Annotated in this window: 18 protein-coding genes and 2 tRNA genes; 9 read left to right on the forward strand and 11 right to left on the reverse strand. The window is 70.6% G+C overall.

Annotated elements, in window-relative coordinates; translation table 11 throughout:
* Nucleotides 1–52 precede the first annotated feature (52 nt).
* Nucleotides 53–844, reverse strand: a complete 792-nt coding sequence (locus tag TR42_RS11835; RefSeq protein WP_042216099.1) for a CPBP family intramembrane glutamic endopeptidase — start codon at nt 842–844, stop codon at nt 53–55.
* A gap of 152 nt (nt 845–996) precedes the next feature.
* Between TR42_RS11835 and TR42_RS11840 the strand changes: the two genes are divergently transcribed.
* The gene (locus tag TR42_RS11840; protein ID WP_042216101.1) at nt 997–1,410 is read left to right on the forward strand and encodes a winged helix DNA-binding protein; all 414 of its coding nucleotides are present in this window, start codon (nt 997–999) and stop codon (nt 1,408–1,410) included.
* A gap of 9 nt (nt 1,411–1,419) precedes the next feature.
* Here TR42_RS11840 and TR42_RS11845 read toward each other — a convergent pair whose 3' ends face one another.
* Complete coding sequence (locus TR42_RS11845) at nt 1,420–1,833, reverse strand: carboxymuconolactone decarboxylase family protein (RefSeq protein WP_042216103.1); 414 nt, start codon at nt 1,831–1,833, stop codon at nt 1,420–1,422.
* 134 nt (nt 1,834–1,967) lie between these two features.
* Between TR42_RS11845 and valS the strand changes: the two genes are divergently transcribed.
* Both valS and TR42_RS11855 read left to right on the forward strand, forming a co-directional pair.
* A complete protein-coding gene (valS, locus tag TR42_RS11850) occupies nt 1,968–4,721 on the forward strand; it encodes a valine--tRNA ligase (protein WP_074789425.1) in 2,754 nt (917 codons plus the stop codon).
* Between the two features lie 179 nt (nt 4,722–4,900).
* Nucleotides 4,901–5,854, forward strand: coding sequence for a hypothetical protein (locus TR42_RS11855; protein ID WP_042216105.1), 954 nt, complete (start codon nt 4,901–4,903; stop codon nt 5,852–5,854).
* Nucleotides 5,855–5,906: 52 nt separating this feature from the next.
* On the opposite strand, the gene clpX is transcribed toward TR42_RS11855, so the two are convergent.
* The 3 genes from clpX to TR42_RS11870 form a co-directional block, all read right to left on the reverse strand.
* Complete coding sequence (gene clpX / locus TR42_RS11860) at nt 5,907–7,160, reverse strand: ATP-dependent Clp protease ATP-binding subunit ClpX (protein WP_042216107.1); 1,254 nt, start codon at nt 7,158–7,160, stop codon at nt 5,907–5,909.
* Nucleotides 7,161–7,377: 217 nt separating this feature from the next.
* Entirely contained in the window at nt 7,378–8,073 is a 696-nt protein-coding gene (locus tag TR42_RS11865; protein ID WP_042216167.1) for an ATP-dependent Clp protease proteolytic subunit, read from the reverse strand.
* Nucleotides 8,074–8,078: 5 nt separating this feature from the next.
* Nucleotides 8,079–8,657 (reverse strand): ATP-dependent Clp protease proteolytic subunit, encoded by a 579-nt coding sequence (locus tag TR42_RS11870; protein ID WP_042216169.1) that lies wholly within the window; start codon nt 8,655–8,657, stop codon nt 8,079–8,081.
* Between the two features lie 282 nt (nt 8,658–8,939).
* Between TR42_RS11870 and TR42_RS14430 the strand changes: the two genes are divergently transcribed.
* Both TR42_RS14430 and TR42_RS11880 read left to right on the forward strand, forming a co-directional pair.
* Complete coding sequence (locus tag TR42_RS14430; protein WP_052406053.1) at nt 8,940–9,395, forward strand: DUF4190 domain-containing protein; 456 nt, start codon at nt 8,940–8,942, stop codon at nt 9,393–9,395.
* Nucleotides 9,396–9,545: 150 nt separating this feature from the next.
* Complete coding sequence (locus tag TR42_RS11880; RefSeq protein ID WP_052406054.1) at nt 9,546–10,094, forward strand: DUF4190 domain-containing protein; 549 nt, start codon at nt 9,546–9,548, stop codon at nt 10,092–10,094.
* Nucleotides 10,095–10,166: 72 nt separating this feature from the next.
* Here the strand turns inward: TR42_RS11880 and tig are convergent, their stop codons facing one another.
* On the reverse strand, nt 10,167–11,495 hold the full coding sequence (tig, locus tag TR42_RS11885; protein ID WP_042216109.1) for a trigger factor: 1,329 nt from the start codon (nt 11,493–11,495) through the stop codon (nt 10,167–10,169).
* Nucleotides 11,496–11,678: 183 nt separating this feature from the next.
* On the opposite strand from tig, the gene TR42_RS11890 reads away from it, so the two are divergent.
* Nucleotides 11,679–12,152, forward strand: coding sequence for a MarR family winged helix-turn-helix transcriptional regulator (locus TR42_RS11890; RefSeq protein ID WP_042216111.1), 474 nt, complete (start codon nt 11,679–11,681; stop codon nt 12,150–12,152).
* A 19-nt stretch (nt 12,153–12,171) separates the two neighbouring features.
* Here the strand turns inward: TR42_RS11890 and TR42_RS11895 are convergent, their stop codons facing one another.
* Nucleotides 12,172–12,732, reverse strand: coding sequence for an NYN domain-containing protein (locus tag TR42_RS11895; RefSeq protein ID WP_042216113.1), 561 nt, complete (start codon nt 12,730–12,732; stop codon nt 12,172–12,174).
* Nucleotides 12,733–12,765: 33 nt separating this feature from the next.
* Between TR42_RS11895 and TR42_RS11900 the strand changes: the two genes are divergently transcribed.
* Together TR42_RS11900 and TR42_RS11905 are read left to right on the forward strand one after the other, a co-directional pair.
* A complete protein-coding gene (locus TR42_RS11900) occupies nt 12,766–13,347 on the forward strand; it encodes a GNAT family N-acetyltransferase (RefSeq protein WP_042216114.1) in 582 nt (193 codons plus the stop codon).
* The gene (locus TR42_RS11905) at nt 13,347–13,733 is read left to right on the forward strand and encodes a DUF1304 domain-containing protein (RefSeq protein ID WP_042216116.1); all 387 of its coding nucleotides are present in this window, start codon (nt 13,347–13,349) and stop codon (nt 13,731–13,733) included. Before TR42_RS11900 ends, TR42_RS11905 begins: the two co-directional genes overlap by 1 nt.
* Here the strand turns inward: TR42_RS11905 and TR42_RS11910 are convergent, their stop codons facing one another.
* From TR42_RS11910 to TR42_RS11925, 4 genes are all read right to left on the reverse strand, one after another.
* A complete protein-coding gene (locus tag TR42_RS11910; RefSeq protein WP_042216118.1) occupies nt 13,734–14,330 on the reverse strand; it encodes a cation efflux transmembrane domain-containing protein in 597 nt (198 codons plus the stop codon).
* 28 nt (nt 14,331–14,358) lie between these two features.
* Complete coding sequence (locus TR42_RS11915; RefSeq protein WP_042216120.1) at nt 14,359–15,039, reverse strand: DUF4386 domain-containing protein; 681 nt, start codon at nt 15,037–15,039, stop codon at nt 14,359–14,361.
* 91 nt (nt 15,040–15,130) lie between these two features.
* The gene (locus tag TR42_RS11920) at nt 15,131–15,544 is read right to left on the reverse strand and encodes a hypothetical protein (protein ID WP_042216122.1); all 414 of its coding nucleotides are present in this window, start codon (nt 15,542–15,544) and stop codon (nt 15,131–15,133) included.
* A gap of 108 nt (nt 15,545–15,652) precedes the next feature.
* Nucleotides 15,653–15,726: transfer RNA gene (locus TR42_RS11925), tRNA-Pro, on the reverse strand.
* Nucleotides 15,727–15,815: 89 nt separating this feature from the next.
* Here TR42_RS11925 and TR42_RS11930 point away from each other — a divergent pair.
* Nucleotides 15,816–15,886: transfer RNA gene (locus TR42_RS11930), tRNA-Gly, on the forward strand.
* Nucleotides 15,887–15,890: the final 4 nt, after the last annotated feature.

Below are 15,890 nucleotides of genomic sequence, written 5' to 3' on the forward strand. Positions count from 1 at the left end.
CAGCGGCCGCATGTCCACCATCCGTCATGGGGAGTCGACGTCGGCGTCGGCGTCAGGCGGAGACCGCCTCGTCCTTCTTCGACTTCTTGGTGCCGTCGAGGTTGTAGCGGAACGTGAAGAACACGAGGATCAGCGACAGGTACATCACGGCCTGGCCGAGCAGGCTGCCGAGACCCGCGATCGACGGCGTCTCGCCGACCGCCTTGTTGGTGAGACTGCCCCAGTCCCACAGCGCGTGCATGAGCATCGGTACCACCAGGGCACCCGTCACACGGCGCGAGATGTAGAAGGTCGAGCCCGCGAGGAACGCCGCGAGGATCTGCATGCCGGTCGAGCTCACCGGCGCCCCGAAAGCGACGTTGATGGCATGCAGCAGGCCGAACATGAGGCAGGTGACGAACCACGAGGCGATCTCGCCGACCGTGCCGCGCGCGCCCGTGAGCAGGATGCCTCGCGACACCAGCTCCTCGGAGAACCCGACCAGCAGCACACCCGCGCCGAGCGTGAGCACGTGCGTGAGCTCGAGCGCGCTGAAGTCGGCCGCGCCGAACATCAGGACCCCGCCGAGCGTGAAGAGGATCGGGATGATCACCATCCAGCGGGGCACGTTGCGCCTCGGCTCGCGCAGCGCCGGACCCCACCATCCGAGCACCGAGGTAGCGACGACGAGGAACACCGCACCCACGCCGACGGGGATGACGATGCCGTCAAGAGTGCTCTGCTGCGTGTCCTGGACCGCCTCGTAATCGGTGTCCATCACGGTCCACATCACGAACATGATGGCCATGTAGCCGAGGAACACCCCCAGCCCGATCCAGATGTTCGGCTTGACCTTGGTCTCCATGACATCCCTCCCTCGTCGCGGCACCGCCGTCGGCGCCTGTCTCGAACCTAGGGGGGTATTTGTCCGCTCTCAACCGGATACAAGGCGTTTTGCTGCTATCGCACGCCTGTCCAGCACAGGCGACATCCCGGGCCGGGCCGTAGCCTGAGCGCATGAGTCACGACGGAGTGCGCCTCGACGGATGGGTCCGGATGGCGAGCGAGGCCTTCGAGGTCGCGTTCGACGAGGCCCTCGCGGACCGTTCGACCACACGGGCCGAGCTGCTCATGCTCACCAGGCTGGCAGCCGCGCCCGAGCCACTCGCGTGGGACGCGCTCGAGTCCGGCATGGGTCCCGCGTACGGGCCCGTCGCGTGCACCGACGCCTGGAACGCGCTCGAGGTCGCGGGATGGGCCGTCGAGCCGGACGGGCTCTACGCGGTGACCGATGCGGGCCGGGCGCTCGTCGAGGAGCTGACCGAGGCTCGGGACGCGATCATCGCGCGCGCCACGGACGGGCTGAGCGAGGACGAGGTCGCGACCGCGGTCATCGCGCTGCGCGGGATCCTCGCGAACCTCGAGGCGTAGACGGCCCGCTCAGTCCATCCCGCGCAGGACGCGGTTCCACGCGTTGGTGATCGCGACCACCTCGACGATCGCGCCGATCTGCGAGGCGTTGAACCATGCGCCCACGTGCTCGCGCGCCTCGGCCTCGAGACCGCGCGGCGCGTCCGTGAGCACCTCGGCGAAGCGCAGGGCCGCCGCGTCGCCGTCCGCGACCAGGCCCTCGCGCATCTGCCGGGCGGGGCGGGCGAGCGCGCTGATGAGGTCGTGGCGCGCGCCCTGCTGCGCGAGCGCCTCCGAATGCATGCGGATCGAGCCGTGGCAGCCGTTGAGGTGCGAGACGCGCAGCCGGATCATGTCGCGGAGCCGCGGCTCGAGCGCATCGCCGATCTCCGCATCGAGCCTCTCGAGAGCCTTGAGAAAGCTCGCCTGCACCCGCGCGTCCATGCCCTGAAGGCTAGCCGTCGCGCCGGTCCGGGCGATAGGGGCAGCCCGCGCTCACCGGCGCGTGCGGGCCCCATGACGGCCGCGCATCGTCCCCGGTGCCCGCGCATCGTCCCCGCTCTGGAAGAATGTCCCCCATGACTTCGCGCATCCCCGACAAGGCCACCGTCGATGGACTCGAGGACCGCTGGAACGAGGCCTGGGAGGCCGCCGGCACCTACCGCTTCGACGAGTCGAAGACCCGCGAGCAGGTGTACTCGATCGACACCCCGCCGCCCACCGTCTCGGGCTCGCTCCACGTGGGCCACGTCTTCTCCTACACGCACACCGACGTGGTCGCCCGCTTCCAGCGTATGCGCGGCCGCGAGGTGTTCTACCCGATGGGCTGGGACGACAACGGCCTGCCCACCGAGCGCCGCGTGCAGAACTACTACGGCGTGCGCTGCGACCCGACCCTCCCCTACGTCGAGGGCTACGAGCCCCCGTTCGCCGGCGGCGAGGGCAAGTCGGTGAAGGCCGCCGACCAGCAGCCGATCTCGCGCAAGAACTTCGTCGAGCTCTGCGAGCGCCTCACCGAGGAGGACGAGAAGCAGTTCGAGGCGCTGTGGCGCCACCTCGGCCTCTCGGTCGACTGGTCGCGCACCTACCAGACCATCTCCCCCTCCTCGCAGGCCGTGGCCCAGCAGGCCTTCCTGCGCGGGCTGTCGCGCGGCGAGTGCTATCAGGCCGAGGCGCCCACGCTGTGGGACGTGACGTTCCGCACCGCGGTCGCGCAGGCCGAGCTCGAGGACCGTGAGCGTCCCGGCGCGTACCACCGCCTGGCCTTCGAGCCGGCGGCGGACATGGAGGAGGCCACCGGCTCGTACGAGTCCGTGTGGATCGAGACCACCCGCCCCGAGCTGCTCCCCGCGTGCGTGGCCCTGGTCGCGCACCCCGACGACGAACGCTACAAGCCGCTGTTCGGCACGCACGTCCGCACGCCGCTCTTCGGCGTCGAGGTGCCCGTCGTGGCGCACCACCTCGCCAACCCCGAGAAGGGGTCCGGCATCGCGATGATCTGCACCTTCGGCGACATCACCGACGTCACGTGGTGGCGCGAGCTCCGCCTGCCCACGCGCCCCGTCCTGGGCTGGGACGGCCGCGTGCTGGCCGACGCCCCCGCGGGGATCTCGTCGCCCGAGGGCCTCGCCGCGTACGGCGAGATCGCCGGCATGACCGTGTTCTCCGCGCAGAAGCGCATCGTCGAGATGCTGCAGGAGGCCGGCGTCATGGACGGCGACCCGCGTGCGATCTCGCACCCCGTGAAGTTCTTCGAGAAGGGCGACAAGCCCCTCGAGATCGTCACCACGCGCCAGTGGTACATCCGCAACGGCGGCACCGACGCCGCGCTGAACGCCGAGCTGGTGGCGCGCGGCTCGGAGCTCGACTTCGAGCCCGACTTCATGCGCGTGCGCTACGAGAACTGGGTCAAGGGCCTCACCGGCGACTGGCTGATCTCGCGTCAGCGCTTCTTCGGTGTGCCGATCCCGGTCTGGTACCCCGTGCTCGCGGACGGCTCGCCCGACTTCGACAACCCGCTGGTCCCGTCGGAGGACGCGCTCCCCGTCGACCCGTCCGTCGACGTGCCGGCCGGCTACGAGGCCTCGCAGCGCGACGTGCCCGGCGGCTTCACCGGCGAGAAGGACATCATGGACACGTGGGCGACCTCGTCGCTCACCCCGCAGATCGTGTGCGGCTGGCGCGACAACCCCGCGCTGTTCGCCGCGACCTTCCCCATGGACCTGCGCCCCCAGGGTCAGGACATCATCCGCACGTGGCTCTTCTCGACCGTGGTGCGCTCGCACGCCGAGCACGGCACGCTGCCGTGGAAGCACGCGGCGATCTCCGGCTGGATCCTTGACCCCGACCGCAAGAAGATGTCGAAGTCGAAGGGCAACGTCGTCACGCCCATGGGCCTGCTCGAGTCGCACGGCTCCGACGCGGTCCGCTACTGGGCCGCCGCCGCGCGCCTGGGCACCGACGCGGCCTTCGACGAGGGTCAGATGAAGATCGGCCGTCGCCTCGCGATGAAGGTGCTCAACGCCTCGAAGTTCGTGCTGGGCGCGACGGGCATCTCGACCGCGGCGGGCTCGTCGCTGGCCGAGGGTCTCGAGGCGACCGCGCACGTCACCGCCGCCCCGGTCACCGAGGCGCTCGACGCCGCGATGCTCTCGGCGCTCGCCGACGTGGTCGACGCCGCGACGAAGGCGCTCGAGGGCTACGACCACACCAAGGCCCTCGAGGTCGCGGAGACGCTGTTCTGGACCTTCTGCGACGACTACCTCGAGCTGGTCAAGGCGCGCGCCTACGACGGCGCCGCCCCCGGCGAGGCCATCGATCCGCACGCGCCGTGCTCGGAGGGTGCCGCATCCGCCCGCGCCGCGCTCACGCTGTCGCTGCAGACCTTCCTGCGCCTGTTCGCGCCGGTGCTGCCGTTCGCGACCGAGGAGGTGTGGAGCTGGTTCCAGGAGGGCTCGGTCCACCGCGCCTCGTGGCCGGAGTCGACTCCGCTGCGCACCGCCGCGGGCGGCTCGTCCGAGGGCGCTCCCCTGCTGGCCGCGGCCGGCGAGGCGCTCTCGGTGCTGCGCAAGGTCAAGTCCGAGGCGAAGGTCTCGCAGCGCACGCCGCTGACGTCGGTGGACCTGCTGGTGCCGGCCGCGAAGGCGTCCTTCGTGCGGGCAGCCAAGGCGGACCTGCTCGCGGCGGGACGCGTCGAGACCATGCAGATCGTCGACACCGAGGCCGCGCTCGAGCCCGGCGTGGACGGCCTGGTGAACGAGGACGGCGCCCCGGACGAGATCGCGGACCCGACGGTGATGCGCACGGAGAACGCGCTCCTCGCAGAGGCATAGCCCCCTTCGAAAACGGTAGGTCTTGGTCGGTTTGGCCAGGTTCTCGCCTCACAGTGGTAGCTGATTGTCGCTAGGCGCCGGTCGGTGCTGGTATCCCCAGCACCGACCGGCGCTTGTCTCTCCACGGTGAACCCCACCTAGTCGCGGGGAGCCGTCGGAGGGAACCTACAACCGACCATGTGACCCATCTCCGCGCCATTCCCACCCTCGCGCCCGAAGAGACTCTCGCCGACGCGTTGCGGCGCACCACCCGCGCGTTCACGTTCGCGGAGCTCGCGAGTATGGCATCCGCGCGGAAGGCGCGGACCGCCGTCGTGAACGGCCACGCGGCGCGGGTCCTTCCCGATGCCTACGTCGCAGGCATCCACGCCGAGTCGTTCGCGGCACGGGCCGATGCAGCGCTGCTGTGGTCAGGCCTCAACGGGGCCCTCTCGGGCCCGGCCGCGCTGTACGTGTGGGGCTTCCTCGCCGAGCCGCCCGAGGTGATCGATCTGGTGATGCCGCATCCCCTCCACCACCAGATTCCGCGTTGGCTGCGGATCCGCCGCATCAACTGGCAGCCGCCGCTGGCACGCCTCCGGGCCATGACGGTAGTCGGTGCGTCGCACGCGGTGGTGCTTGGATACGGACTGCTGCCGGCGCGGGATCGCTCGACCGTGGTGCATGCGGCGATCGCCAGCGGCATGACGAGCGTCGACCAGCTCCTCGACACCCTCGCCGCTGTCCCACGGGTGCCGTCGCGTCGCGCATTGGTGCGAACCCTCGAGGCCGCCGAGCTTGGCGCAGAGAGCCACCTCGAGGAGCACAGCGCGCGGAAGGTGTTCAACACGGGCGAGTTCGAGCGGTTCATCCGCCAGCACCGCGTGCTCGCCGGCGGTCAGACGCATCGACTCGACATGTTCGATCCTGCGACCCTGACCAACGTCGAGCTCGACAGCGAGGCGCACCATGGAAACCCGGACCAGCGCCGCCGAGACCTGCGCAGGGATGCACGACTCGCCACGGTCGGGATCCAAGCGGTGCGGCTCGACTACCGCGACCTCATGGAGCGTCCCGACTGGTGCCGCACCCTGGTACGCGGCGTGCTCGTGTCGCGCGAACGGCGCCTGAGCGACAAAGGGCTACCCCTGTGAGGCGAGAACCTTGCCGAACCGACCACTACCTACCATTTTCGGTGAGAGTGGGTCAGGCTGCGCCCTGCTCCTCGATGCGGCCTTCGTAGGCCGGCATCGCGCGGTCGAGGACCGTCTCGCGGGTGACGATGACGCGGGCGATGTCGTCGCGACCGGGCACGTCGAACATGGTCTCCTGGAGGACCTCCTCCATGATCGCCCGCAGGCCGCGCGCCCCGGTGCCGCGCTCGAGCGCCTGCTCGGCGATCGCATGCACCGCGTCGGGCTCGAACTCGAGCTCCACGCTGTCGAGCTCGAACATGCGCTGGTACTGCTTCACCAGGGCGTTCTTGGGCTCGGTGAGGATCGAGACCATCGCCTCGACGTCGAGGGGGTTGACCGTCGCGATCACCGGCATGCGGCCGATGAACTCCGGGATCAGCCCGAACTTGTGCAGGTCCGCCGGGGTGACCTCGGAGAAGAGGTCGGAGTTGTCCGCCTCCTTGAGCGTCGACGCGAAGCCGATGCCCTTGCGGCCCACCCGCGAACTGATGATCTCCTCGAGGCCCGCGAACGCGCCGCCGAGGATGAACAGCACGTTGGTGGTGTCGATCTGGATGAACTCCTGGTGGGGGTGCTTGCGCCCGCCCTGCGGCGGCACCGAGGCCACCGAGCCCTCGAGGATCTTGAGCAGCGCCTGCTGGACGCCCTCGCCGGAGACGTCACGCGTGATCGAGGGGTTCTCCGCCTTGCGGGCCACCTTGTCGATCTCGTCGATGTAGATGATGCCGCGCTGCGCCTTGTCGACGTCGTAGTCCGCGGCCTGCAGCAGCTTGAGGAGGATGTTCTCGACGTCCTCGCCCACGTAGCCGGCCTCGGTCAGCGCGGTCGCGTCCGCGATCGCGAACGGCACGTTGAGCATCTTCGCGAGCGTCTGCGCGAGGTACGTCTTGCCGGTTCCGGTGGGGCCGATGAACAGCACGTTGGACTTGGCGATGTCGACCGAGTCGTCGTCCTTGAGCCGCGTCTCGCCCGCCCGCACACGCTTGTAGTGGTTGTAGACCGCGACGGACAGGGCGCGCTTGGCGCTCTCCTGGCCCACGATGTACTGCCCGAGGAAGTCGAAGATCTCGCGGGGCTTCGGGAGTTCGGTGAGCTCGGCCTCGACCTGCTCCGCGAACTCCTCCTCGATGATCTCGTTGCACAGCTCGATGCACTCGTCGCAGATGTACACCCCGCCGCCCGCGATGAGCTTGCGCACCTGCTTCTGCGTCTTGCCGCAGAACGAGCACTTGAGCAGGTCGCCGCTGTCAGCGGGTCGGTTCATCGTGGGGCTCCTCTCACGAACGACGTCGTGTGAATCCAGGCTACCTACGGCCTCCGACACGCGGGCGGCGCCGCGCCGGGCCTCGTGCACAGGATGCCGGATACCAGCGACGATGTCGCGGACCCTTAGCAATTTGTGACCTTGTCGTCACAGCGGCGAAACGCACGACGGGGCGTCGGCCCTCAGCCGACGCCCCGTGCGTGTCGAGAGAGGTGCGCTACGCCCCCGCGGGACGCACCGCCTGGGTGCCCTTGCGCGACTCGAGGACCTGGTCCACGAGACCGTACTCCTTGGCCTGCTCGGCCGAGAGGAACGTGTCGCGCTCGATGTCCTCGCGCACCTTCTCCGGGGTCTGACCCGAGTGGAAGGCGAGGGTGTTCTCGAGCCACTCGCGCATGCGGAGCATCTCCTCCGCGTAGATCTCGATGTCCGAGGCCTGCGCGCGGGCGCCGCCCTCGATGCGCGGCTGGTGGATCATCACGCGGGCGTTCGGCAGCGCGAGACGCTTGCCGGGCGTGCCCGCCGCGAGCAGCACCGCGGCGGCGGAGGCCGCCTGGCCCAGGCACACGGTCTGGATCTCGGGCTTGATGTACTGCATCGTGTCGTAGATCGCGGTGAGCGCGGTCTGCGAGCCGCCGGGGCTGTTGATGTACAGCGTGATGAGGCGGTCCGGGTCCTGCGACTCGAGCACGAGCAGCTGCGCCATCACGTCGTCCGCCGAGGCGTCGTCGATCTGCACTCCGAGGAAGATGATGCGGTCCTCGAACAGCTTCGCGTACGGGTCCTGGCGCTTGAAGCCGTAGGCCGTGCGCTCCTCGAACTGGGGAAGGATGTAGCGCGACGAGGGAGCGTCGTACGCCCCGCCGCCGAACGTGCCGGCCGTGCGTCCGGCCGCCTGGAACGCGCGCTGGATCTCGCTCACGCCTTGCCTCCCTGGGACTTGTCGCCCGCCTCGGCGGCGTGCGTGATGACCTTGTCGACGAAGCCGTACTCGAGCGCCTCGTCCGCCGTGAACCAGCGGTCGCGGTCGGCGTCCTTGGTGATCTGCTCGATCGACTTGCCGGTCTGCTCGGCCGTCAGCGACGCGAGCACCTTCTTCATGTGCATGATGAGCTCCGCGTTGATGCGGATGTCGGTCGCGGTGCCGTAGATGCCGCCCGACGGCTGGTGCATCATCACGCGGGCGTGCGGCGTCGCGAAGCGCTTGCCGGGCGCGCCGGACGAGAGCAGGAACTGCCCCATCGACGCGGCCATGCCCATCGCGACGGTCGCGACGTCGGGCTTGATGTACTGCATCGTGTCGTAGATCGCCATGCCCGCGGTGATCGAGCCGCCGGGGCTGTTGATGTACAGGTAGATGTCCTTGTCCGGGTCCTCCGCGGCCAGCAGCATCATCTGCGCGCAGATGGCGTTCGAGTTGTCGTCGCGCACCTCGTCGCCCAGCCAGATGATGCGCTCCCGCAGCAGCCGGTTGAAGATCGAGTCGTTCAGACCCATCCCGGGTCCGTCGCCTCGCGCCGTGATCTCGTTCACGTGTGTCCTCCTGTCGAGCGTCCTGACCGACACTAACGCCCACGACCGACCGAGCGATGCCGTTGACCCCCCTGTTTCGCTACGGGGTGAACGGCACGGGCCACGAACGCCGCGACGGGGCCGCGGCCGCCTCGTCGGGGCCCTCCCCCACGTCTGCGCGGCTCGGATCGGACCCGCGGACGATGCGCGGCGCGGCCGCCCGGCCTAGCGTCGAAGAAGGAGATCCACCCGAGGACTGGAGCCGTCATGAGCACCGCATCCCCTCACCCGCAGGACCCGCAGGTCCCGCCCGCGCAGCCGACCTACGCCGCGCCGCCGCCGTACGCGGCTCCGCCGCCCTACGACGCCCCGCCCCGCCCCTCCTCGCCGCCCGAGCGCGCCTCGAACTGGATGGGCATCACCTCGCTGGTGCTGTCGCTCGCGGGCCTGGTCACCTGGTTCACCGCGATCCCCGGCATCGTGCTCGGCCATCTCAGCCTGGACGCCGCGCGCCGCGGCGAGGCGGACAACCGTGGAACCGGCCTGGCCGGCCTCGTCGTCGGCTACGTGGTCGCGGTGCTCGGGCTCGTGTTCTGGGGGCTGTTCCTCCTCGCCCTGCTCACCGGGATCGGCTTCGTGATCTCCGAGTGCGGCGGCTCCGACCCCGCCGAGTGGTGCACCGAGGCGAGCGGCTCCGCGGACGCCGTCGCGACGATGCTCTGACGCGGCACGGACGATGCCCGCCCTCCCCGTCAGGGCAATCCCCGACGTGGCAGCACACACGGTCGGGCGCGCAGCCGATGCGGCGGCGAGCGAAGCGGATTAGCGTGCGAAGCAGGAACGCGACCACGGGGGTCGCGAGAGGAGGACGACATGACGAACCCGCCGCAGGACCCCTTCGCCCAGGAGCCGCCGGAGACGCCCCCGTCCGGCACCTCCGGCGCGCAGGGCGCCCCGACCCCGCAGCCGGAGCAGCCGCAGCAGCCCCCGCAGCAGCCGCCGCAGCCGGCGCAGCCGGCGCCCGGCTACACGCAGGCCCCTCCGCAGCAGGGGTACGCCCAGCCGGGCTACGCGCAGCCCGGATACGGCGCCGCTCCGGCCTACGGACCGGGATCCGGCACCCAGAAGAACTGGATGGGCGTGACCGCCCTCATCCTGTCGCTCGCGGGCCTCTTCACCGGCATCACCGCGATCGGCGGCATCGTCTTCGGCCACCTCAGCCTGGCGGCGGCGAAGCGCGGCGAGGCCGACAACCGCGGGCTCGGCCTCGCGGGCCTCATCATCGGCTACATCCTCGTGGTGCTCGGCATCTTCGCGCTGATCGCGATCTTCGCGTTCGCCGGATGGTTCCTCAACGAGTGCGGCGGCGACAACCCCGCCGAGTGGTGCAACGTCACCATCGAGACCACCCAGGGCGCCTGATCCGCATCGTCCCCGCACAGCACGAGGCCCCGGTCACCTCTCGGTGACCGGGGCCTCGTCGCGAAGCGAGACTTACTCGGCGGCGGCGGCGTCGGCCGCGGCGGCCTCCTCGGCCTTCTCGTCCTCGATCGAGCCGATCACGTCAGACAGGTCGACCGCGGCGCCCGCGGTGTCGACCACGGTGGCGCGGCGCAGCGCGAAGGCGGTCGCCTTCGAGCGCGCGACCTCGGCGACCATGGCCGGGATCTGGCCGGCCTGCTCGACCTGCTGGATGAAGGTGCCCGGGTCCATGCCGTACTGGCGCGACGAGTTGATGAGGTAGTCGAGGAGCTCGGGCTGCTCGACCTCGATGTCCAGGTCGTCCGCGAGCTGGTCGAGGAGGATCTGGGTGCGGAGGGCCTTCTGGGCCTCCTCGGTGACCTCGGCGCGGTGCTCGTCGTCCTCGAGGCGGTTCTCGTTGTCGAGGTGGTTGTGGACCTCGTCCTCGATGACCTTCTTGGGGAGCTCGAAGTCGGTGGCCTCGGTGAGCTTCTCGAGAAGCTTCTCGCGGGCCTCCATGGCCTGGTTGTTGACCTTGATCTTGGCGGCCTGCGCGGTGAGGTCCTCGCGGAGCTCGGCGATGGTGTCGAACTCCGACGCGAGCTGCGCGAAGTCGTCGTCCGCCTCGGGGAGCTCGCGGGTCTTGACGGCGGTCACCTTGATGGTGATCTGCGCGGTCTCACCGGCGTGGTCGCCCGCGGCGAGCGGGCCCTCGAAGGTGGTCTCCTCGTCGGCGGACAGGCCGGCGATGGCCTCGTCGATGCCCTCGATCATGTTGCCGGCGCCCACCTGGTAGGAGGTGCCCTGGACCGAGTCGATGGTCTCGTCGCCGATGACGGCGGTGAGGTCGAGCGTCACGAAGTCGCCGTCGGCGGCCGGACGGTCGACGCCGACCAGCGTGCCGAAGCGCTCACGGAGCGCGTCGAGGCGGCCGTCGACGTCCTCGTCCGAGACCGCGACCGGCTCGACCTCGATGGTGAGGTCGGCCACGGCGGGCAGGGTCACCTCGGGGCGGATCTCGACCACGGCGGTGAACTCGAGGCCCTCGTCACCCTCGACGACGCCGGGGATCTTGGTGACCTCGACCTCGGGCTGGCCGAACGGGCGGATGCCCGACTCGCGCACGGCCTCGGTGTACCAGCCGGGCAGGCCCTCGTTGACGGCGTGCTCGATGATGGCGCCCTTGCCGACGCGCTGCTCCAGGACCTTCGCGGGGACCTTGCCCTTGCGGAAGCCGGGGATCTGCACCTGCTTGCCCACGTGCTCGTAGGCGTGCTCCATGCTGGGAGCGAGGTCCGCCTCGGAGAGGCTGACCGTCAGCTTGACGGTGGTGGCGTCGATCTTCTCGAGGGCGCTGGTCACTACGTACTCCTGAGTGTGGATGGTGGGGCCCGCGGGGGCTCCGTCGGCTCCCGCTGGTCGGGCAACCCTGCAATCGTACGCGCCGCACGCGCACAGGCCAATTCGACCGACCTTTCGGACGTTGCCCTACACAGCGGACACGCGCCCTTGACGGGGTTCCCCCCGGGGCATAGACATGCCCGCATGGACGATGTGAGGCAGGCCACACTCGCGGCCCTCTTCACCGCTGTGCAGGGTGTGTCGCAGGCCGGCGCGGTCGCGCTCGGCGACCTCACCGCATCGTCCACCCGGCAGCTCCTCGGGACGCTGCACCGCGAGGGCGACCTCGATCTCCGCGCGCTCGCGCACCGGCTGCGGATCGCGCCCCCAGCGATCGCGCAGATCGCCGCGCGGCTCGAGGACCGCGGGCTGATCGAACGGCTGGCGGACCCGGCGAACGCGCACGGCGTGCTGCTCCACCTCACCGAGGACGGCGCGACGATGGTGACGGAGTGGCTCCGCGAGCTCGCCGACTCCCTGTGCCCGGCCCTCGCGCATCTCACCGCCGAGGACTGGGCGACGCTCGCCGCCGCGGCGGAGCTGCTGGGCACCGCCGACCTCTCCGCGCTGCGCCCGGAGGCCGACGAGCCGACGGACGGCGGCGTCCACAGCATCTGAGGCCGCGCCCTGCGGCGGGCTACAGGAACTCGAGCGGGTCGAAGTCCTCGATCGGGATGATCCGCACGCGCGGCAGCGGCTCGTTGAAGGCACGGATGTCGTACTCGAGGTCGAAGAACTCGAGCCCCTGGCCCTGCAGCTCGATGAACGCGTTGTTGCGGAACTCGACGAAGCCCGCGAGACCGACCCTCCGACCGTCGAGCAGGTCCTCGGCCTGGTCCACGAAGTCGCCGTCGTTGCTCACGAGGACCACGTCGCCCTCGCGGTCCCGCAGCGCCTCCATGGTGCGCTGGATCGCGATGTCGACCACCTTCTCACCCGCACTGCCCGACAGCGGGATGGGGCGGAAGCCGATCGCGAGCAGCGCCTGCACGAAGGTCATGGGCAGCTCGTTGTTGGCCGCGAGGAAGAAGAGCCCCTGCGTCGGCTGGTTCCACCGGTCCTGGACGTGGCGCAGCACGCGCTCCCAGCGCGGACGCTCCTCCGGCCGGGGCCGCCTGCCCAGGATGGACGTGCCGAGGGTGGCGTCGATGTTCTCACCGTCGACCAGGACGTAGGTGACGCGCGTGTCTTTAGCCATGCGCCGAGCCTACGGCCCTCGTAGCCTGGGCGGATGACCGAGCCGCGCATCGTGCCCGCCAACCGCGCGTCGCACGCGGACCTGGACCTGGTGATGCGCGAGGGCGGGGACGCGCACAGCTGCCGCTGCCAGTGGTTCAAGCTCCCGCAGTCCGAGTGGAAGGCCGCGGGTCGCGAGGCGCGGGACGAGGCGCTGGTCGCGCAGGCCGGATGCGGGCTCCCCGACGCACCCACCTCGGGGCTGGTCGCGTACCTCGACGACGAGCCGGTCGGGTGGGTCGCGGTCGAGCCGCGCACCGCGTACCCGCGGCTGCGCACCGCGCGCATCCCCTGGACCGGGCGCGACGAGGACAAGGACGATGCAGGGGTCTGGGCGATCACGTGCTTCGTGGTCCGGCGCGGGTTCCGCGGGCGTGGCGTCGCCGGCGCTCTCGCGGTCGCGGCGGTCGCGCATGCGCGGGCCCTCGGCGCCCGGGCGGTCGAGGGCTATCCGCGCGTCGAGGGCGGCGACGCCTCCGCGCTGTTCGTCGGGACGCGATCGGTCTTCGAGGCCGCGGGCATGGCCGAGGTCTCCCGGCCCACGCCGGGCCGCGCGGTGATGCGGATGGAGCTGTGATGCTCGTCGCGACCTGCGTGCTCGCGGTGCTCGCCGCGCTGATCCACGTGGGCATCTTCTGGCTCGAGTCGCTCGCGTGGATGCGCCCGGAGACGCGCGAGGTGTTCGGCATCGCATCGGAGCACGATGCGCAGGTCACCCGCGCGCTCGCCTTCAACCAGGGCTTCTACAACCTCTTCCTCGCGATCGTGACGTCGGTCGGCATCGTCCTCCTCGCGACCGGGTCGACGGCGGCCGGCGCGGCGCTGGTCTACGCGGGATGCGGATCGATGACCGCAGCGGCGCTCGTGCTCGTCTCGGGCTCGCGCCGATACGCCCGCGCGGCGGCGCTCCAGGGCGTCGTGCCTCTGCTCGCGGTGCTCGCGCTGACGGTGTCGCTCGTCTGACTACGCCTCGGCCTGCTTGGCCCCGAGTCGCTCGGCCGAGGCCGCTCGCCAGACCTTGACGCCCGCATCGGCGTTGAGCGCGGCGATGCCGACGCCCACGATGATGTCCGGCCAGCCCGAGACCCACGCGAGCGCGATGGCCGCCGTCGCGAGGATCGCGACGTTCGCGAGCGCGTCGTTGCGCGCGGACAGCCATGCGGCGCGCGCCATCGACCCGCCGGTGTGACGATGCCGGACGAGGATCGCGGCGGCCGCGAGGTTCGCGAGGAGCGCGCCGAACGCCGTCACCGTGAGCGGGATGGTCTCGGGACGGGTCGGATCGATGATCTTCACCACCGCGGTGACGAGCGTGACCGCCGCGGGCACCAGGATCACGATCGCGAGCGCGTGCCCGACGCGCGCGCGGCGGTGCAGGGGCCACGCCGCGGCGAAGAAGATGAGGAGGTTGAGGACGCCGTCCTCGAGGAAGTCGATCGAGTCCGCCACGAGCGCGACCGAGCCGATGAGCTGCGACACCGTGAACTCGACCACCGAGTAGCCGAGGTTGATGAGCGCGACGGCGAGCACCGCGCGACGGAGGGCTGAGACGTCGGTCATGCGCACAGCCTGCCAGGAGGACCGGCGTTCAGGATCCGGAGGCGTCGGAGGCTTCGGTGGCTCCGGTGCGGGCGCCGCGGACGAGCAGCCACAGCGCGAGCCCGGCCTCCGCGGCGAAGCTGATGGCCCACGCGGGGTAGCTGAGCTCGGGGCTGTCGGGCAGCAGCATGGCCTGCACGAACCACCAGGCGATGGCCACGCCGTCGAGCAGGACCAGCCAGGCCAGCACGCGAGGAACGATCCCGCTGCGCAGCAGCAGCATCCCGAGCGGGAACAACCACGCGCTGAAGAACACCTGCGCCGCGACCACGCCGGTGCCGTGCACCTCGATCGCGACGGCGACGGCGTCCCCGGCGTCAGCCGCGAGACCGACGGACAGCACGACGAGGCTCGCCGCATGGATGGCCGCGCCGACCGCGTTGAGCACGAGGAGCAGCAACGCGAGGCCGCGCCCGAAGGGCCTCAGCAGCTCCGCGAGCGCCCACGCCGCGAGCACGAAGAAGAGCAGGGACACGAGCGCGATCGCGAGCCCGGCTCGGAACCGCGCCTCGGACGTCGCGATGACGTCCGCGAGCGCGTCCTCGTTGCTCAGGCCGATGCGGCCGATCTGGTCGGCCAGGAACGACGCGACGATGAACGCGAGGTAGAAGGCTCCGGCGGTGCGTGCGGTCACGCCGCGGCGCGCCGCGGCCTCGGTCGAGACGGACATCGCGAACCCCTTGACTGGCGGGCTCCCCCGCCCTCCAGTCAAGCACTCGCGCGCGGCTCGCGCGCGATGTCTCCTCGCAGGTGCGACTGGTTCAGGCGGCCTCGTCGAGCCCCTCGACGGGTGCGGCGGGCGCGTCCTGCTTGAGCCGGAGCTGCCACACGGCGCCGACCACCCACGCGATGCCGCCGAAGAGGGTGAGGTAGAGGCCCATCGCCGCCGCGCCGTTCATGTCGAACAGGCCGATCACGGCGACGAGGCTCGCGAGCACGACGAGCGCGATCTGCGAGGCCCGACCCGGCGTGCGCTCGCCGCCGACCAGACCGGACGTGATCGCGAGCACCACGCCGCCGGCGATGGCGAACGCGAGCGTGAGCATGCCGTCGCCCTCGAGCCCGATGGCCGAGAGGCCGAAGATCGACACCCACGGGAGGAAGGCGGCCAGGGCGACCACGACGATGGCGACGGCGGAGATGCGCTGGGGCAGCGTCAGGCGCTCAAGATGCATCCTGGCAACGTAGCGGCCCGTGCAAGCGGGGGTCAACGGTCACCGGCACGGGGTGACGCGGATCACGACCACGCCGGGGCACCGCCGCAGCGGCTCCTCGACGGTCCGTCGGGGTGACAGGATTTGAACCTGCGACCCTCTGCTCCCAAAGCAGATGCGCTACCAAGCTGCGCTACACCCCGTCGCGCCGCCCTCGGCGCGATGTACCTCGCCGCAGCGAGGCTCCGCTACTCTAGTACGCGCCGAGCACGCGTCAGCGACGATCGGCTTCGCGGGTGTAGCTCAATGGTAGAGCCTCAGTCTTCCAAACTGATGGTGCGGGTTCGATTCCCGTCACCCGCTCTCG

It is taken from the genome of Demequina mangrovi (genome assembly GCF_000759715.1).
Lineage (GTDB): Bacteria > Actinomycetota > Actinomycetes > Actinomycetales > Demequinaceae > Demequina > Demequina mangrovi.